Origin of the sequence: Mesorhizobium sp. CA7, from assembly GCF_020165015.1 — a bacterium.
Taxonomy (GTDB): domain Bacteria; phylum Pseudomonadota; class Alphaproteobacteria; order Rhizobiales; family Rhizobiaceae; genus Mesorhizobium.
In genome coordinates, this window is the sequence record NZ_JAIUHH010000004.1 from 78,161 (window position 1) to 95,369 (window position 17,209).

Here is a 17,209-nt window from a genome sequence, read left to right on the forward strand (position 1 = left end):
CTATGTTTATCAAGTATAAATATCAAAATCAAACATAACTATCCCTGAACCGACTCATACTTTTCTATCACTTCATCAGTCTTTCCGTCCATGACGACCCTTCCTTTTTCGAGCCATACCGTCCGAGCACAAAAACTTCTCAATAAATCAAAATTATGTGAAGAAAAAACTAATATTTTACCTTGCTCCATAAACTCGAACATTCTTCGCTTTGCTTTATTTGCAAAACGAATGTCGCCAGCTCCCATGACTTCGTCAATCAAAAGTATTTCTGGATTTATACTTGTAGATACAGCAAATGCAAGGCGGATGAACATGCCCGCGGAATACGTACGGACGGGATATGACAAGAATTCTCCAAGCTCGGTAAAATCCTCGATTTCAGGCAGCTTTGCCTCTACCTCTTCGGGCGTCATGCCGAGCAGCAATCCTCGGATGCGTATGTTATCTCGACCGGTTTGGTGCATTTCGAAACCGGTTGCAAACTCAAACATGGGGCAGACATGGCCCTCCGTTTCGGCGATACCGCTGGTCGGCGTGTAGATACCTGCTATAACCTTCAACAGAGTGCTCTTGCCCGCCCCGTTAAGTCCGATAAGCCCTACCCTCTCCCCCTGTTCGATAGCGAGAGTGACGTCCTTGAGTGCCTCAACACTGTAGGTGCTGGGGATTGCGCCTCCGCTCCGCTTTCTGGCTAGCCATCCAATCAAGCCGTCGGTGTTCATATCGCCGGTGAAACGCACACCGACGTTCTGTAATCGTATGAAGTTCCGCGTCAAAGGAGAAACACCACCTTCTTGTCCAACCGCCCCGCCACGTACCAGGCAACGCAATACACCACCACAATATAGATCGACACAAAGCCATAACTCGAGAGCGGTGCCAATTCGCCAGTCAGTATTGGATACCGAACGACTTCAATCAAATGATAGATCGGATTGATGAGATAAACAAATTCTAACCCATGAGTCTTTAGAACACTCGCCGGAACGACGATCGGAGTTAAGTAGAATACTATCTGCAACACACCCGCTAATGCATGCGGCAAATCGCGAAAGGCGGTTCCTAGGTAGGAAAAGATAGTAGTTTGGCCTAGTAGCGCAACATATAGCAAAACAAGACCTGGGGCAGCCAAAATCCACCCGGAAATTTGAACGGTTCCTATAAAAATTTGCACAACAGCCACAGCTAGTAGACCCATTGCGAAATTCGTACTGGCGCTTACGACTGCCCGTAAGATATATATCTGCTTTGGGTATGAAAACTGCTTAATATAACCTTCGGCGCTCACAAAGACCGATCCAGCATCGATTACGGACGCGGAAATCACCCCCCAAGTGACGAAACCGAGCATCAGATAGGGTAGAAACGCCTTCAGATCTTGCCCGAACATGACGCCATAGACGAAACCAATAGCCCCAACATACATGCCGAGGTTGAGAAGAATCCACAACGGACCGATGAACGAACGACGGTAGCGACGCTTGACGTCTTGCATACCGATGAAGAACCAGACGCGATGCAGCAGCAACGAGCGAATAACATCCCGGAGTAGCCTGCTCTTGTCTGCACTGGAATAGCTATGCTTCATGAACCGCACCGGTTTGCCCAAGATCGTTTCGCTTCCAATCATGACGCCGTTTCGGGCAATTCCAAGGTTTGAGAGTGGAGCATATCTGGATCAGCCGACACGATATCACCAAGAGTGACCACAATCCCTCGGCGCGATACCGCCCTCGGCAGATGACGCACCCGGATCGGCTAGACATCAAGAAATGAGCCATCAAGCAATTACCAATAATTTTTTTGCTATCCGTCTAGCTACCAAATAAATTCCACCTTCAATATAAGAAACATGTATGTAAATTGCGTATCTTTGCAATTTTCTTAAAGTCCTTCTCCATCCAAATCCGCCACGCCCAAGTTGTTTTGTAAATTTTTGCCGCGACCTATCTATGCTTTGAAATAAACCCGCCCACTCAAGTGACACTTTTTGCAAATTGTATATCTCATCTACGTGCTTAAACGCTGAATTACCAATATTTTTTCGTGTTACTGGTGACCTAATTAGATTTTCTATCGCATTTAGCCACAGCTCCTTGTTGTTTTCAATCAGTAATCCCGTTTCATTGTCTATAACTACGTTTCTGTAGGGGGGAATATTTGAGTATATACCTGCTATGCGGCACGCGCCATATTCCCGGTACTTGTTGTCGGTTTTGCCGCGGTTCGCCTCGTGGTCAAGCAGAGGCGCCAAGCCAATTGCCCAGTTCCTCGAAGCTTGGAACCTGATATAGGTGGCGTAGTCACCGGTATGTGGAAAAAACCGTACCCTCGTCCCCGCTGCGATCCCTCTCGGAAGAACACCGGCAAACTCGAAAATCGTTTTCGGGAATCTTTCCAGAACCGGTTCTATAAGCGGCGCGATCAGATCCAGATCGTCGACACGTGAGGGACTTCCCGCAAATCCGATCCGGATTTCCTCGCTAGCGGATTGAGCCACCCCCTCAATAAGCGAGAAATCAAAAAAAGCCGGCAGGATTGCCACGCGGGTATTAAATCTGGAAACGAATGTTGCTAGCTCAGGAGAATTGACGATCACCGTTTCAGCATGGGAGACCGCGAATTGTAGGGCCTTTCTAATAAGTGGGTGCCGATAATACACGGCAAGCGGGCTTTCCCCTCTGATCCGCCAGAAGTTGTCATCAATGTAGTATATATACGATCTGTTTGCATCGACAAGCAATTGTGCCCACGAAAGAACCAGAGGATCACCGCACCGCACAAACATGGGGATGGTATTTGGAGTAACGTCGTCGATCCGAAGTTCATTTAGAAATTTCACTTCGTAGTCAACACCATGCAATGCACAAGCTCGCATGATTTGCTCTACCAAATATGTGGTAGCAATCTTTGCTTCTATAACCATTAGAATGCTAGCCATGTCGGCCTCGCAAAGCTGTTCGATATGGCGACCACAGCATCCGCTCAACGGTGCGCCCTAGGATCATGAGGCTCTATCTCGGCCAAGGGCCATGCGAATTAAGCCGTCCTGTCGGCTCTCTTCAACGAATCCCTGGCGTGTGTAGACACGAATAGCCCTGGCATTTTCCTCCATCACTTCCAGAAAGAGGTAGGAGAGGTTCAGAAACCCGGTGCTGAAACGGATGATCTCGGCGCACGATCGGCCAATGTAGCCTTTTCCCGCCATTTCAGGCGCAACAAGAAACCGCCCTATTTCGGCGCTTCCGTTAGTGATGTCGTAAACACCGCATTGGCCGACCGGCTCCCCATTCGCTTCCACCAAGAAGAAAAAATCGTCTTCCTTTTGAAGGTAGCTTCTGTACCAAGCAAGGTGCGCGTCGAACGCAATCTTGTCGGAGTTTTTGAACCAAACCCGTGCCTCGTCGCGATTGCGCCAAGCGAGGATGGTCTCGAGATCTCTTTCCTCCATAAGCCTCAAGACGATGGTTCCATCTCCAAAGGGAGCGACGTGCTGCTTCATTGTGCGTATTTGAGAACCAAGTCCGAAACCAGATCCACGTCCGCCTTGCGCATCCGAAGGTGTAGAGGCAAGGAGATGATTTCTTGGCTTGCGATTGCCGCATTCGGGCATGTGCCCGCCGCGAAAGCGTACATCTGGTAATCGGTGTTGTCGCGATAATGGACGCCGGGATAAACGCCGTGCTCGTTCAACGCCAGCATCAGCATGTCGCGATTCTTCACGCGTATTTGCAAGAGATGCTGCGCAGATTCACACCCCTTGGCGGTGGGCACAACGGTTACCCTGTTGTGTCCATCAAAATGCTGCCGATACCAGGCGGCCAGCTGCCGCCGGAAGGAATTGTCGATATCGAGATATTTTAACTGGACGATGGCCATGGCTGCCATGATCGAGTTGCCGTGGAACTTGTAGCCGACCTCCTCGACGTCATACATCCATTTGTAAGCCCCCTGGGCGGCAGTGCGGGCATAAGTGTCCTTGTTGATGCCCAGCCAAGTGAGCTTGCGGACCCGTTCGTCGTCTTCGGCCTCCTTGAAGCAAATCATGCCGGAGTCGGCTGTGGGGAGATTTTTGACAGCTTGGAAGCTGAATACCGAGACGTCCGCCTCACCGCCAACGTGCTTGCCGTCAACGCGGGTGCCCGCCATGTGAGCCGCATCGAGCACAACTTTGATGCCGTTCGCACGGCATATTTCCAGGATCTTCTGATACCTGCCCACGTTCCCGCCCATCCCGACGAAAATGAGGGCTTTTGTTCGATCGGTGATGAGCTTAGCGACGCTTTCAGGGTCCAGGCAAAGATATTCGTCAACGTCGGCGAACACCGGCTTGAGGCCGGCGTAGAGAATGGCGTGGTTTGTCGAAACGAATGTCAATGGCGTTGTTATGACTTCGTCTTCGTTGGTCCATCCATGTTTCGATTTAAAAATCTGGAAAGCGAGATGAAGTCCAACCGTATTAGAATTGAGAAAGTGAGCGTGTGGAATCCCGGTGTAGTCCTTCCACGCCCTTTCAAATTCCGTTGTCTTGAAGCCTAGTCCTGTCCAGCCTTTTTCGAGACATTCACGGATCTCCGATAGACACTCTTCAATGCGGAAACTTGGTACAAATAGCTGAACAGTCATAGTTCCTCCAGCGTTGCCTACTGGTTCAGTTGTGTGTTTGCCAGTCTCGCCTCTCTGAGCACAAGACGAGACACGATTTCTACAGTGGACCGGCGCCACTGTGGCGCGGTCCATCCGAACGCCGAGGCGAACTTCGCTGTTGAGAGCCGTGAATTAACAGGACGCCTAGCCTTGGCTGGATAATCTGCCATAGCAATATCGCGTATCTGCGCGTAAGGACCACCAAACTCCCGGCTGCTGTCCAGGATGTGACGGGCAAAGCCGCTCCAGTTGACATCACCGGTTCCTACCAGATGATAGACGCCGAATCCGGAAAAGTTCCCGTCGTCACACAGGCTTGCCGCCGCCAGCAGAATCGCCTCGGCGATGTCGAATGCCGACGTCGGATTGCCCCATTGGTCGGCGACGACCGCGATCTCGTCCCGCTCCGTGGCCAGCCGCAGCATCGTCTTGACGAAATTCCTGCCGAAGGGGCTGTAGGCCCAGGCCGTGCGCAGGATGAGGTGGCGCGGGTTGGCGGCCGCCACAGCCTCCTCGCCGGCGAGCTTGGAGGCGCCGTAGACGCCGAGCGGCGCCGTCGGGTCGGTCTCGACATAGGCGCCGTCCTTGGCGCCGTCGAAGACATAGTCGGTCGACAGATGGATGATGGGGACGCCGAGCCTTGCCGCGGCTTGCGCCACCTTGCCGGCGCCGGTTGCGTTCACCGCGAAGGCCAGGTCCTTGTCGTCCTCGGCCTGGTCGACGGCGGTGTAGGCGGCGGCCGACACGACGATGTCGGGCCTTACCGCTTCAAGGGCGGCGAACACCGTGTCGGGCCGCGCAAGGTCGAGCGCCGGCCGGCCGACGGCGATGACCTCGATATCGTCGCGGCCCCGCGCCGACTCGACCAGGCTTGCGGCAACCTGGCCCTCACGTCCGGTGACGGCAAGCCTCACGTGGTTACCTTCCTGCTCTCGGCCGCGGCCCCGGCCGGGCTGCTTTCGATCGGACTGTGTTGGCTCTTCGCGACCGAACCGTGGCCCAGCCGCTCGCCGGCGTAGCGCTGCTCGCGGATCGGCCCCCACCACCATTTGTTGTCGAGATACCAGTCGACGGTCCTTGCCAGGCCGCTGTCGAAATCCTCCCGCGGCGTCCAGCCCAGCTCGCGGGCGATCTTGGAGGCGTCGATCGCATAGCGCCGGTCATGGCCGGGGCGGTCGGTGACGAAGGCGATCAGCTCACGATAGCGCTTGCCGCCGGCGCGCGGCCGCCTAAGGTCGAGAAGATCGCAGATCGCCTCGACGACGCCGAGATTGGTGCGCTCGGAATTGCCGCCGACATTGTAGCTCTCGCCCGGCTGCCCCCTGGTGGCCACCAGCTCAAGGGCGCGCGCGTGATCCTCGACGAACAGCCAGTCGCGGACATTGGCGCCGGCGCCGTAGACCGGCAGCGGCTTCTCGTCGAGCGCGTTGAGGATGACCAGCGGGATCAGCTTTTCCGGGAAGTGATAGGGGCCGTAATTGTTGGAGCAGTTGGACAGCACCACCGGCAGGCCATAGGTCTCGTGCCAGGCCCGCACCAGATGGTCGGAGGCCGCCTTCGAGGCCGAATAGGGCGAGGACGGCGCATAGGGCGTCTCCTCCACGAACATGCCGCCGTCGAAAGGCAGGTCGCCGAACACCTCGTCGGTCGAGACATGGTGGAAGCGGAAGCCCGCTTTGCGCTCCTCGGACAGGCCGCGCCAATATTCCAGCGCGGCATTCAGGATGCGGTAGGTGCCGACGATGTTGGTCTCGATGAACGCGCCCGGCCCGTCGATCGAGCGGTCGACATGACTCTCGGCGGCTAAGTTCATGACGATGTCGATGTCGTCGCGGCGCAAGATCTCCAGCACCGCCCGCTCATCGCGGATATCAGCCTGCTCGAAGCGGTAATTATGCGCGTTCTCGATCGGCCTCAGCGAAGCGAGGTTGCCGGCATAGGTGAGCTTGTCGAGATTGGTGACGCGGTAGGCCGGATTGGCGCACAGATGCCGGCACACGGCCGAGCCGATGAAACCGGCGCCGCCGGTGACCAGAAAATTCATGCCGCCGTCCCTCCTCACGCGAACACCTCCGCCGCTCCGAGCAGCGGCGCGCTGCGGTCCTTGTCCGACAGCTGGAAGCCGCCCGCGATCTCCGGCCATTTTATGCCGATCGCCGGATCGTCGAAGCGGATCGAGCGGTCGTGCCCGGGCGAGTAGGTGTCGGTCACCTTGTAGAGCACCTCGGTATGCGGCACGAGCGTGACGAAGCCATGCGCGAAGCCTTTCGGCACCAGCACCTGGTTGCCCTTGTCGGCCGATATCTCCAGCGCTTCCCATTTGCCGAAAGTGGGCGAAGAACGGCGGATGTCGACTGCGACATCGAGCACGCTGCCCCTGATGACGCGCAGCAGCTTGTCCTGCGCGCGCGGCGGCAGCTGGTAGTGCAGGCCGCGCAGCACGCCCGCCGCGGCGGAATAGGAATGATTGTCCTGCACGAAGGCGAGATCGATGCCGGCTTCGGCGAAGCGCTCGGCATTCCAGGTCTCGCTGAAAAAACCGCGCGCGTCGCCATGCCGCTTCGGCACGATCTCCAGCACGCCGTCGAGGCCGAGCGGCCTGACCTCAAGCACCCCGCTCCTCCATCAGATCGGCCACGCGCCGGCGCAGATAGGCTGCATATTCGTTCTTGCCGAGCCGCGCGGCGCGATCCAGAACCTTATCGGCGCTGATCCAGTGCTGTTCCAGCGCAATCTCCTCCGGACACGCGATCTTGATGCCCTGGCGATGCTCGATCGTGCGCACGAAAGACGATGCCTCGAGCAGGCTGTCATGCGTGCCGGTGTCCAGCCAGGCATAGCCGCGGCCGAGGCGGTGGACATGCAACTCGCCACGCTCGAGATAGACATTGTTGACCGCGGTGATCTCGAGCTCGCCGCGCGCCGAAGGGCGGATCGTCGAGGCGATATCGACTACCTTGTTGTCGTAGAAATAAAGACCGGTGACGGCCCAGTTGGACTTCGGCTTTTGCGGCTTCTCCTCGATCGTCAGAGCCTTGCCGGTGGCCTTGTCGAAGGAGACCACGCCATAGCGCTCGGGATCGTCGACATAGTAGGCGAAGACCGAGGCGCCGCCGTCGCGCGTCGCCGCCTCGCGGCAGAGCTGCGACAGGCCACCGCCGAAATAGATGTTGTCGCCGAGAATCATCGACACGCTGTCCGTGCCGATGAAGTCGCGGCCGATGATGAAGGCCTCGGCGAGGCCGTTGGGCTGCGCCTGCACGGCATAGGACAATTCCAGCCCGAATTCGGAACCGTCGCCCAGCAACGCCTGGAAGACCGGCAAGTCGCGCGGAGTTGAAATGACCAGAATCTGGCGAATTCCCGCGAGCATCAGCACGCTCAGCGGGTAATAGATCATCGGCTTGTCGTAGATCGGCAGTATTTGCTTAGAAACCGCTAATGTTAGCGGATAAAGACGTGTTCCGCTGCCACCCGCAAGGATAATTCCTTTCAACAAGCTCTCCTTGAACTACCGCGGCCCCCGCCTCGACGCCAAGTTGCCCGTGCTTAGGTTTCGGGCGCTGGCTTGTCAATGTCGGCTTTGACTGCTTCCCGACGTTACTTCATCGCTTTCTATCATCCGACAGGAGGCGGTTTCGAGCGAAATCCGACAGCGCCATGAAAAAGGGCCGGCGGGCGCTTGTCGCCCGCCGGCCCTTTTCTCGTCGATTGTTCTCAGCCGCGCTTGAGCAATGTCCACACGGCCGGCACAAGGCTGGCGGCCAAAGCCACCTTGATCAGGTCGCCGACGATGAAGGGCAGGACGCCGAACTGCCAGGACTTTTCCGGCCCGATCAGCGTGGCCAGCCAGGCAAAGCCCATGGCCATCATGACAACCTCCGCTATCAGCATGGCGCCGAACAGCTTGAAGGGGTCGCGGTCCCAGCCGCGGTCGGCGGCCCAGCCGGCGATCGCCGCCATGACCACGAAGCCGGCGAGATAGCCGCCCGTCGAGCCCAGCATATAGACAATGCCGATGCCCTTTTCCGGCGTGCCCTGGAAGACCGGCAGACCAAAAGCGCCCTCGGCGAGGTAGAGAAGGAGCGTCGCGACGGCAAGGCGCAGGCCGAAGGCAGAGGCGATCAGCAGCACGGCCAGCGTCTGCAGCGAGATGTCGACCGGGCCGAGCACCACCTTGGTCTTGGCCGAAAGCGTCAGCAGCAGGGTTCCGGCGAGCGCCAGGAAAAGCTGGGTCGCCAGCCGGGCAACACCCCGATCCGGCAGGGTGAGAGAAACAAGCGGGCGCATCGTGGTTGCAGTTGCCATGGTCTTCCCCATTCTGGCTGATTTGCCGGGTGGCTGATTAGCTGGCTCTTAAAGCGCATCGCGCAGAAACGCATTCAGGCGACGCGCTTTAAAAATTGTCTTGATGCATGTCGCTCTCCCAAAAACCGCAGCGCGGTTTTGGGCGACATCCATTGATTTTCCTATATTGGCTTCCGTATCGGTCGGCAATCATTTTGCCGCATCGCAACGGAGCCCGCAGGCATGACCCTTGAGTTCGACACCAGCTTCGCTCCCGCCTATGGCCGGGCGGTTCCGGTTGCGCCGGATGTGCTGCGCATCACCGCAAGAAATCCGGGTCCTTTCACCTTCCACGGCACCAACAGCTATCTCGTCGGCAGCGACACGCTGGCGGTGATCGATCCAGGGCCGGAAGACGACACCCATCTCGAAACACTGCTCAAGGCGATCGGCGGCCGACCGATCAGCCACATCTTCGTCAGCCACACCCATCGCGACCATTCGCCTTTGGCGGCGCGACTGAAGGAGCGCACCGGCGCGGCAACGCTTGCCGAAGGCCCGCATCGGCCGGCGCGCCCCTTGCGCATCGGCGAGGTCAATCCGCTCGACGCCAGCGCCGATCTCGCCTTCGTTCCCGATGTTGTGCTGGCCGACAATGCGCTGACTGAGGGCAACGGCTGGGCCATCCGCACCGTGCTGACGCCCGGCCACACCGCCAACCACGCCGTGTTTGCCCTCGAGGGAACCGGAACGCTGTTTTCAGCCGACCATGTCATGGCCTGGTCGACCTCGATCGTCGCGCCGCCGGACGGCGCCATGGCCGACTATATGAGCTCCCTCGACAAGCTTTTGGCGCGCGACGATCGGTTGCTTTTGCCTGGCCACGGCGGACCTGTGGCCGCGCCCCAAAGCTTCATGCGCGGCCTGAAGACGCATCGCAAGATGCGCGAAAGGGCGATCCTGGAGCGCATCCGCGCCGGAGACCGGACGATCGCGGAAATGGTCGCGGCGATCTATCGCGACACCGACCCGCGGCTACACGGCGCCGCCGGTCTTTCGGTGCTTGCCCATCTCGAGGATCTGGTTGCCCGCGGCCTCGTGACCACAGAAGGCGATCCGGCTATAGACGGCATTTTCAGCCCCGCCGCGTGATCACTCAGCCGGCGCCGCGCCGACCTGCCCGGCGACTTGCTGGTCCAGCTCGCCAAGGAAATCGGTGATGCGGGCGGCGTTGTCGCCGAGGTCGTAGCGGCCGTAGCGCGAGGCCGAGCGCATGTCGACGATGACCTGCTCGCCGTCGTCGGTGATGCGGATGGCGACGTCGGCCGGTAGTCCGAGCACAAAGCCCCTGGCCAGCGCGTTGATCGTCGCCTCGCTCTGCCCGTTGATGTCGGGATAAGGCGCCGTCAACTGCCAGTCGCGGCGGTCGAGCACGGTTTCGACAGCGTCGACGACGGTTTCGAAAGGCAGGTTGTAGCTGCGCCCGCTGACCAGCGGATAGGCCTCGGCCTGCAGGGCCTGCTCGCCCGGGGTCGGCGGCGACAACTCGTTCATATCGCCGGTGCGGTCGCTGGTGTCCAGCACCGGCGGATCGTCGAGATCGGTCGAGATGTCGCGCAGCGGCGGATAGATCGTCGCCCAGTAGACGGCGATGCCGTAGGGTGCCAGCACCAGCAGCGCCAGCAGCGCGCCGATGGAGAGATCGCGGCCGCCGCGATCGCCGAAGCTCCAGACCCTGGCCAAGCCGAGACCGGCCAGCAACAGGGCAAGCGCAGCCAGCAGCGCCACGAGCGCCAGCACCCACAGGAAAGGCGGCGTCTCGACGAGACCCAGCCTGTAAGCGGCAACGGCGGTGAGCAAAAGGACGAGAGAGAATGCCCCGATCCGCCGCGACCAGCCGGCCGCCTTCGACGTCTGCCGTTCAGGAATTGTAGCCATTGTCTGACGCATTGCCCCAGTCCGAACCGAGACTTAGAGGTTTTTGGCGCCGGCTTGAAGCCGAAAGATCGAACATTTTTCGTCAATCCGTCGGCAGGCGGTAATCCTTGAACTGGGCACGCAAACTGGTCTTCTGGATCTTGCCGGTGGCGGTGTGCGGAATTTCGCCGACGAAGGCGACGTCGTCGGGCATCCACCACTTCGCCACCTTGCCGCTCATGAAGGCGAGGATGTCGGTCTTGGTCGGCTCCTTGCCGGGCTTGCGCACGATGACGAGCAAAGGCCGCTCGCCCCATTTGGAATGCGGGATGCCGATGGCCGCTGCCTCCGCCACGTCCGGATGACCGACGGCAAGGTTCTCGAGATCGATGGTCGATATCCACTCGCCGCCGGACTTGATGACGTCCTTGGCGCGATCGGTGATCTGCATATAGCCGCTGGCGTCGATATGGGCGACGTCGCCGGTGTCGAACCAGCCGTCGGCGTCGAACTGCTCGGCGCCGGCGCCGCCATAATAGGCTCGGGCCACCGCGGGGCCGCGCACCTTGAGATGTCCGAAGGTCTTGCCGTCCCAGGGCAGCGCGTTGTTGTCGTCGTCCGTCACTTTCATCTCGACGCCGAAGGGGGGAAAACCCTGCTTGCCTTGGACATCGAGCCGCGCCTCGCCGGTCAGCGCCTCATATTGCGGCTTCAAGGTGCAGAGGGTGCCCAGCGGCGACATCTCGGTCATGCCCCAGGCATGCACCACCTGCACGCCGTAATTGTCCTGGAACTTGGCGGTTATGGCGCGCGGACAGGACGCCCCGCCGATGACGACCTTCTTCAGGTGAGGCAGCTTCTTGCCGGTTTCCTCAAGATATTGCAGCAGCATCATCCAGACGGTGGGCACGGCGGCGCTGAACGTCACCTTTTCGGTGTCGAGCAGTTCATAGATCGAGGCGCCGTCCATCTTGCAGCCCGGCATCACCAGCTTGGCGCCGATCATCGGACCGCTCTGGCCGAGCCCCCAGGCGTTGGCGTGAAACATCGGCACGACCGGCAGGATCACGTCCCGGGTGGACATGCCCATGGCGTCGGGCATGGCTGCCATCATGGCGTGCAGGACATTGGAGCGGTGGCTGTAGAGAACGCCCTTCGGGTCGCCCGTCGTGCCCGACGTGTAGCACATGCCGGCGGCGGTATTCTCGTCGAACGTCTTCCAGGTGAAGGCGCCGTCGGCTTCGGCCAGCCATTCCTCGTAGGCGACGGCGTTGGGCAGCGACGTTTGCGGCATATGCGCCAGGTCGGTCAGCACGATAACCCGTCGCAGCGATCGGACCGCGCCGGCGATCTTTTCCAGGATCGGCACGAAGGTCAGGTCGACGAAGATCGCCTTGTCCTCGGCATTGTTCATGATCCAGGCGATCTGCTCGGGAAAAAGCCTCGGGTTGAGCGTGTGATAGATCGCGCCGATGCCCATGATGCCGTACCAGGCCTCGATATGGCGGGCGGTGTTCCAGGCAAGGGTCGCGATGCGGTCGCCGAGCCTGAAGCCGTCACGCTCCAGCCGTTGCGCCACCTTGAGCGAACGGTGATGGATTTCGGCATAGCTGGTGCGCACGATCGGGCCTTCGATCGAACGCGACACGACCTCCCGGCTGCCGTGCTGGCGTTCCGCATGGTCGAGCAGCTTATGGCAAAGCAGCGGCCATTCCTGCATCAATCCAAGCATCAATTCCTCCCTTTGCGCATTCGCGTCATTTGTTTCACGCATTGTGAAACGAACCGGCGGTTTGTCCAGCCGCCATAAGTCGAAGCCAGTGGATGGATCGAAGGACCGGGAAAACCGCCATAATCCGGCCATCGTCGCCGTTAAGCTTCGTTAACGGGCTGGGTGAGATTGGCGAATGGAGAGATTCGCATGGACGCGCAGCTCGACGAAAAAGCCCTCGAAAGCACGCTTGCCGAAAGTCTGGACGATCTGACGCCGGACATCAAAACCGTTTCCGAAGATGAATTTGCCGAAGTCGTCGGCGGTGCGCTGGAGGCCGTCGGCGGAACGCTGCTGTTCAAGATGCGCGTTGAAAACGGCGCCGAGGGCGAGCATGTCGCCGCGGCCTGCATCGGCAACGCCGACAATCGTCAGTTCCTGCTGCTCACGCTGCCGACCACAGGCGGCGCGCTGAAGGTCGAGACGGCGGCGAGAAGCACCAATCCGGTCGCGGGCATTGCCGCCGCCTATGCCGGCCTCATGGATGCCTTCAAGACGGCCGCCTGACGACCCGAAGCAGACGTTCAATGAATGGTGATGACGCCAAGCGTGACGCGAGCTTGCGCGACGCGCCTGCGCGACACATGTAAGTCTCCCCTGAGAACGTTTCACGTTTCGCGGAAACGACGAAACGTTCTCTCTTTGTTTTGACGCAATTCCGGAAAAACCGCTTCGCACTTTTCCCGGAATTGCTCCAGGAGACCATCATGGACAAGCTTGCCAATCCAGCCCCCGGCTTCCAGCGCAACCCGGACAAGGTGATCACGGTCGAACCTTATCGCGGCACCGTCACGGTCCGCGCCGGCGACAGGATCATCGCCACATCGACTGCGGCAAAGGTTCTCTCGGAGCCACCTTACCCGGCCGTCTTCTACATCCCGTTCGACGATATCGATTTTGGCAAGCTCGCCCCGACCGACCATTCGACACATTGCCCATACAAGGGCGATGCCAGCTACTGGAGCGTCCAGCCGGCCGGCGAAGCCGGCGAGAATGCGATGTGGGCTTATGAGCATCCGTTCGACGAAATGGTCGAGATCCGCAATCACGGCGCGTTCTACACGAACAAGGTGACGGTCGAAGCCACGCCGGACTGAGCCGTAAAGGGAGGGGCGCTTAGGTCGATCTCGGAAGGAGGTGGCCGCCAAAATTCAGCGGTCGCCACCCTCGCGCCGCGCTCTCAATCGGTGGTGCCGTCATTGCCGACGCCCTCGGCATCGTCGAGGCGTACAAAGGTCATGCCCTTCTGCTTCAACGCCAGTAAGCCCTGAACCACGCCCTCGCCGGCGGCATGGGTCGGCTGGTTGATGTGGGCGATGATGACATCGCCGTCCTTGGCGGCGCCGATGCGGCGCGCCGTTTCCTTCGCGCCGAGCAGCGAACCGCCGTCGCCATTGACCGAGAAGCCTGCGATCTTGAAGCCCAGCCTGCGGATCATGGCGATCGCCGAGGGACTGTATTCGGCGGTGGCGCCGCGGAACCATTTTGCCGCAGGGCCGCCCGCGCCGGCCAGGGCGGCGGCGCCGGATTCAACCTCGGCCTGCACGGCGTCCGGGCTGCCGGCGCTGCGGATGCCGAAGATCTTCCGCGGCGTATCGACCGCCGGAACGTGGCGGCCGCCGTGATTTTCCAGCTCGAACAGGTCGGGATGCGCCCGCATGATCTCGACGGCGTCGGCATTGCGCTTCAGCCAGATGCCGGTAACGAAGATCGTCGCCGGTATCCTGTTGTCGACAAGCGCCGAAAGTATCCTTGTGTCGGTCGTTCCGCCGCAGGCATCGAGCGTCAAGGCGACGCGACCGCCGCCTTCAACGCCCTGCGGCTTCAGATGCAGCGTCGGCTCGAGCAGCGTCGCGGCATTGCCCGCCGACGCCGCGAACAGTGCCATCGCGCAAAGGGAGTTTCGAAGCAAACCCATCATTCATTCCACATCGGCAGACTCGGCATCATCCTTTGCGCCGCGCCAAAAACTTGTCTCTACAAGACCGGCATCTAGGCGAAAATCGGGACGGCAAACAGCGTAAAAACAGCAATCGCGAAAATTTGCTTTCGCCTATACAGCTGCTTCCAGAGGCATCTCGGTTCGGGCCAGCAACTGGAGCGCTGCCTCGACGACGGCGTCGACCTCCAGACGCCAGACGCAGCATGCCTTGTTGGGGTCGGGCCGTTCGCACAGGTCGCCACCGACGCAGTCACAAGGCATGGACGGGCATACCGCGACGCTCGGCGCGCCGACTGGCCCCCAGTGGATCGGGCTCTGCAGGCCGAACAGGCCGACGACGGGAGTGCCGACTGCGGCAGCCATGTGCATGGGGCCGCTGTCGTTGCCGAGAAACAGCCGCGCCTGCTTGAACAGCGCCGGCAACGTTTCGAGCGGGAGCGCTCCGACCAGGTTGACGATCGGCGTCTTCGCAGTCGCCAGAATCTTCTCGGCCACCTCGTTCTCGTCCGGGCCGCCGACCAGGGCGACGTCGAGACCGGTTTCGGCCGCTATCCGATCGATTGCGGCGGCAAAGCGCTCGGGCTGCCAGCGGCGCCCAGGGAAGCTTGCCCCGGCATGCACCGCGACAAAGGCGTTCGGCCGAAGGTGCAGCTTGTCCAGCAGCGCCAAGGCTTTCGTCGTCTCGAACGGCAGCGGCCGGAAGGCGGGAGCCCGCGCGCGCAAGTCCACGCCAAGTGCCTCCAGCGGCGAAAGATAACGATAGAGAAAGTGCTGCTCGCCATACCCGAACGGCTTGGCCTTCACATTGGCAGGTTGGCGCGCAAACCAACCCAGGGGCCTTTCGGACGGGTGATATCCCACGCGAACCCGTGCGCCGACCAGCCCCAAGATGAACCGCGACGTCTTGGTGTCGGTGATGTCGATGGCCATGTCGAAATGGTAGCGGCGCAACTTAAAGAGCGTGAGAACGAGTTCCTGCAGGCGTAGCAGCGGCGTGCCGCGCATATGGGAACGGCGGAAGGTCACAACCTCCGAGGCGATGCCGTTGGCGGTGAGGAGACCGCCGAAGCGGGCGTCGCAGAGGAAGACGATGCGGGCGTCGGAATATTCGAGCTGCAGGTTCTTCGCCAGCGCGGAGGCAAGAACGAGATCGCCAATGTGCTTCGTCTGCAAGATCAGGATCGAGCGGACTGCAAAGGGAGCCCGCAACATCGGTGTCTGAGCTCCGGACAGACCGGAGTTCGCGAAGCTGGGTTGAGATGTCGACATGTGGAACCATCACGCGCATTTTCACGTGATCTTATACAAGACGACACGGTCGCGGACCATCGGACTCTCGCGCGCGGATAGAGCGTTTCACCGTTTCTCGGAAACCGCAGAGAATGCGCTATTTCGTCGTCTTTGACGCAATTCCGGACGGAAGGCTAAGGCGAAGTCCCAGGACCTGACCGTTTCACACTTTTCCTGGCTTGCGCAAAGAGGGGGACGCGGCCGACAGGCGGTCCGGAATTCCGGCAAATGTCAGACCGCGGCTTCCAGGACCATCTCGGTGCGCGCCAGGAGTTCCAGCGCCGCGTCCACTACCGGATCGACCTCCAGGCGCCAGACGCAGCATGCCTTGCTCGGGTCGGTCCGGCGGCACAGGTCGCCCCCGATGCAGTCGCAAGGCATCGATGGCCGCAACGAAATGCTGGGCACGCCGACCGGCGCCCAAAGGACCGGGTTGGTCAGGCCGAACAGGCCGACGACCGGCGTTCCGGCCGCGGCTGCCATATGCATCGGTCCGCTTTCGTTGCCGAGAAACAGCCGCGCCTCCCTGAGCAGCGCCAGCAGCGTTTCCAGCCGCAGCGTGCCCGCCAGGTTGACGACGGGCGTCTTCGCCGCGGCCATGATCCTGTCGGTCGCCTCAACCTCGTCCGGACCGCCGACGAGGACCACGCGCAGGCCGGTTTCGCGGACGATTCTGTCGATTGTCTCGGCAAAGCGCTCCGGCTGCCACCGCCGCCCCGCGAAGCTTGCTCCGGCATGGACCGCAACAAAAGCGTTTGGCTGGATCTGGGGCCTGGCGAGCAAGGCGAGGACGCGCGTCGTCTCGAAGGGCAGCGGCCGGATGGCCGGCGCCCTGACGCGCAGATCGATGCCCAGCGCCTCCAGCGGAGACAAATAACGGTAGAGATAGTGCTTCTTGCCGAATCCGAACGGCTTCATCCTGACGGTGGCGGGTTGACGCTCGTGCCAGCGCAAAGGCCGCTCCGTCGGAAAATAGCCGACCCTGACCGGAGCGTTGACCAGTCCGGAAATGATCCGCGAGGTCTTGGAATCTGTGATGTCGACGGTCATATCGAAGCGGTGCTGCCGCAACGTGCGCACCATCCGGAAGAGCTCGCGCCCTCGTTCGAGCGGCGAGCCACGCATCTTGGCACGGCTGAAGGGGACGACCTCGGAAGCTATGCCATGCGCAGTCAGGAAGCCGGCGAAATGGGCTTCGCAGAGAAACACGATCCTGACGCCCGGATATTGAAGCTGCAGGTTCTTCGCCAACGCCGAGGCAAGCACGATGTCGCCGATGAACTTGGTCTGCAGGATCAGGATCGATCGGTAAACGGATGGGGAAATCTGCAACATGGGTTTTCCGACACCAA

General features: G+C 60.1%; 18 protein-coding genes. 3 read left to right on the forward strand and 15 right to left on the reverse strand.

Features of this window, described 5'->3' with window-relative positions:
* Nucleotides 1–38 precede the first annotated feature (38 nt).
* The 10 genes from LB552_RS10450 to LB552_RS10495 all read right to left on the reverse strand — a co-directional run bounded on the left by LB552_RS10450 (nucleotide 39) and on the right by LB552_RS10495 (nucleotide 8,958).
* Nucleotides 39–743: an ABC transporter ATP-binding protein gene (locus LB552_RS10450; protein WP_224604970.1), complete on the reverse strand. Its 705-nt coding sequence runs from the start codon at nucleotides 741–743 to the stop codon at nucleotides 39–41.
* Nucleotides 744–775: 32 nt separating this feature from the next.
* Nucleotides 776–1,633: an ABC transporter permease gene (locus tag LB552_RS10455; RefSeq protein ID WP_224604973.1), complete on the reverse strand. Its 858-nt coding sequence runs from the start codon at nucleotides 1,631–1,633 to the stop codon at nucleotides 776–778.
* Between the two features lie 150 nt (nucleotides 1,634–1,783).
* Nucleotides 1,784–2,944 carry a glycosyltransferase family 1 protein gene (locus LB552_RS10460; protein WP_224604976.1) on the reverse strand — a complete coding sequence of 387 codons (1,161 nt, stop codon included), beginning with the start codon at nucleotides 2,942–2,944 and terminating at the stop codon, nucleotides 1,784–1,786.
* Nucleotides 2,945–3,007: 63 nt separating this feature from the next.
* Nucleotides 3,008–3,505 carry a GNAT family N-acetyltransferase gene (locus LB552_RS10465; RefSeq protein ID WP_224604979.1) on the reverse strand — a complete coding sequence of 166 codons (498 nt, stop codon included), beginning with the start codon at nucleotides 3,503–3,505 and terminating at the stop codon, nucleotides 3,008–3,010.
* Nucleotides 3,502–4,629, reverse strand: a complete 1,128-nt coding sequence (locus LB552_RS10470) for a DegT/DnrJ/EryC1/StrS family aminotransferase (protein WP_224604981.1) — start codon at nucleotides 4,627–4,629, stop codon at nucleotides 3,502–3,504. Before LB552_RS10470 ends, LB552_RS10465 begins: the two co-directional genes overlap by 4 nt.
* A 17-nt stretch (nucleotides 4,630–4,646) precedes the next feature.
* Entirely contained in the window at nucleotides 4,647–5,564 is a 918-nt protein-coding gene (rfbD, locus tag LB552_RS10475; RefSeq protein ID WP_224604983.1) for a dTDP-4-dehydrorhamnose reductase, read from the reverse strand.
* The gene (gene rfbB / locus LB552_RS10480; RefSeq protein ID WP_224604985.1) at nucleotides 5,561–6,694 is read right to left on the reverse strand and encodes a dTDP-glucose 4,6-dehydratase; all 1,134 of its coding nucleotides are present in this window, start codon (nucleotides 6,692–6,694) and stop codon (nucleotides 5,561–5,563) included. Before rfbB ends, rfbD begins: the two co-directional genes overlap by 4 nt.
* Nucleotides 6,695–6,708: 14 nt before the next feature.
* Nucleotides 6,709–7,263, reverse strand: a complete 555-nt coding sequence (gene rfbC, locus LB552_RS10485; protein WP_224604987.1) for a dTDP-4-dehydrorhamnose 3,5-epimerase — start codon at nucleotides 7,261–7,263, stop codon at nucleotides 6,709–6,711.
* A complete protein-coding gene (gene rfbA / locus LB552_RS10490) occupies nucleotides 7,256–8,146 on the reverse strand; it encodes a glucose-1-phosphate thymidylyltransferase RfbA (RefSeq protein WP_224605008.1) in 891 nt (296 codons plus the stop codon). The genes rfbC and rfbA overlap by 8 nt, the downstream gene beginning before the upstream one ends.
* 221 nt (nucleotides 8,147–8,367) lie before the next feature.
* Nucleotides 8,368–8,958, reverse strand: coding sequence for a biotin transporter BioY (locus tag LB552_RS10495; RefSeq protein WP_140846213.1), 591 nt, complete (start codon nucleotides 8,956–8,958; stop codon nucleotides 8,368–8,370).
* 222 nt (nucleotides 8,959–9,180) lie between these two features.
* On the opposite strand from LB552_RS10495, the gene LB552_RS10500 reads away from it, so the two are divergent.
* Nucleotides 9,181–10,089: an MBL fold metallo-hydrolase gene (locus LB552_RS10500; RefSeq protein ID WP_224605011.1), complete on the forward strand. Its 909-nt coding sequence runs from the start codon at nucleotides 9,181–9,183 to the stop codon at nucleotides 10,087–10,089.
* Here LB552_RS10500 and LB552_RS10505 read toward each other — a convergent pair whose 3' ends face one another.
* Entirely contained in the window at nucleotides 10,090–10,875 is a 786-nt protein-coding gene (locus LB552_RS10505) for a DUF1499 domain-containing protein (protein WP_224605013.1), read from the reverse strand.
* Between the two features lie 82 nt (nucleotides 10,876–10,957).
* Complete coding sequence (locus tag LB552_RS10510; protein ID WP_224605014.1) at nucleotides 10,958–12,586, reverse strand: fatty-acid--CoA ligase; 1,629 nt, start codon at nucleotides 12,584–12,586, stop codon at nucleotides 10,958–10,960.
* A gap of 189 nt (nucleotides 12,587–12,775) precedes the next feature.
* On the opposite strand from LB552_RS10510, the gene LB552_RS10515 reads away from it, so the two are divergent.
* Nucleotides 12,776–13,132 carry a hypothetical protein gene (locus LB552_RS10515; protein WP_095766801.1) on the forward strand — a complete coding sequence of 119 codons (357 nt, stop codon included), beginning with the start codon at nucleotides 12,776–12,778 and terminating at the stop codon, nucleotides 13,130–13,132.
* Between the two features lie 200 nt (nucleotides 13,133–13,332).
* Entirely contained in the window at nucleotides 13,333–13,722 is a 390-nt protein-coding gene (locus tag LB552_RS10520; protein ID WP_224605016.1) for a DUF427 domain-containing protein, read from the forward strand.
* An 83-nt stretch (nucleotides 13,723–13,805) separates the two neighbouring features.
* Here the strand turns inward: LB552_RS10520 and LB552_RS10525 are convergent, their stop codons facing one another.
* The 3 genes from LB552_RS10525 to LB552_RS10535 all read right to left on the reverse strand — a co-directional run bounded on the left by LB552_RS10525 (nucleotide 13,806) and on the right by LB552_RS10535 (nucleotide 17,192).
* Nucleotides 13,806–14,543, reverse strand: a complete 738-nt coding sequence (locus LB552_RS10525) for a polysaccharide deacetylase family protein (protein WP_224605019.1) — start codon at nucleotides 14,541–14,543, stop codon at nucleotides 13,806–13,808.
* A gap of 135 nt (nucleotides 14,544–14,678) precedes the next feature.
* A complete protein-coding gene (locus LB552_RS10530; protein ID WP_140846208.1) occupies nucleotides 14,679–15,779 on the reverse strand; it encodes a glycosyltransferase family 9 protein in 1,101 nt (366 codons plus the stop codon).
* 309 nt (nucleotides 15,780–16,088) lie between these two features.
* Nucleotides 16,089–17,192: a glycosyltransferase family 9 protein gene (locus LB552_RS10535; protein WP_224605026.1), complete on the reverse strand. Its 1,104-nt coding sequence runs from the start codon at nucleotides 17,190–17,192 to the stop codon at nucleotides 16,089–16,091.
* Nucleotides 17,193–17,209 lie beyond the last annotated feature (17 nt).

Bases quoted from the DNA above. Each gene is read 5' to 3' on its own strand.
- LB552_RS10465 (WP_224604979.1), bottom strand. From the start codon at position 3,505: ATGAAGCAGCACGTCGCTCCCTTTGGAGATGGAACCATCGTCTTGAGG.
- LB552_RS10510 (WP_224605014.1), bottom strand. From the start codon at position 12,586: ATGCTTGGATTGATGCAGGAATGGCCGCTGCTTTGCCATAAGCTGCTC.
- LB552_RS10530 (WP_140846208.1), bottom strand. From the start codon at position 15,779: ATGTTGCGGGCTCCCTTTGCAGTCCGCTCGATCCTGATCTTGCAGACG.
- LB552_RS10460 (WP_224604976.1), bottom strand. From the start codon at position 2,944: ATGGCTAGCATTCTAATGGTTATAGAAGCAAAGATTGCTACCACATAT.
- LB552_RS10495 (WP_140846213.1), bottom strand. From the start codon at position 8,958: ATGGCAACTGCAACCACGATGCGCCCGCTTGTTTCTCTCACCCTGCCG.
- LB552_RS10520 (WP_224605016.1), top strand. From the start codon at position 13,333: ATGGACAAGCTTGCCAATCCAGCCCCCGGCTTCCAGCGCAACCCGGAC.
- LB552_RS10455 (WP_224604973.1), bottom strand. From the start codon at position 1,633: ATGATTGGAAGCGAAACGATCTTGGGCAAACCGGTGCGGTTCATGAAG.
- LB552_RS10515 (WP_095766801.1), top strand. From the start codon at position 12,776: ATGGACGCGCAGCTCGACGAAAAAGCCCTCGAAAGCACGCTTGCCGAA.
- LB552_RS10525 (WP_224605019.1), bottom strand. From the start codon at position 14,543: ATGGGTTTGCTTCGAAACTCCCTTTGCGCGATGGCACTGTTCGCGGCG.
- LB552_RS10500 (WP_224605011.1), top strand. From the start codon at position 9,181: ATGACCCTTGAGTTCGACACCAGCTTCGCTCCCGCCTATGGCCGGGCG.
- LB552_RS10535 (WP_224605026.1), bottom strand. From the start codon at position 17,192: ATGTTGCAGATTTCCCCATCCGTTTACCGATCGATCCTGATCCTGCAG.
- LB552_RS10505 (WP_224605013.1), bottom strand. From the start codon at position 10,875: ATGGCTACAATTCCTGAACGGCAGACGTCGAAGGCGGCCGGCTGGTCG.
- LB552_RS10470 (WP_224604981.1), bottom strand. From the start codon at position 4,629: ATGACTGTTCAGCTATTTGTACCAAGTTTCCGCATTGAAGAGTGTCTA.
- rfbB (WP_224604985.1), bottom strand. From the start codon at position 6,694: ATGAATTTTCTGGTCACCGGCGGCGCCGGTTTCATCGGCTCGGCCGTG.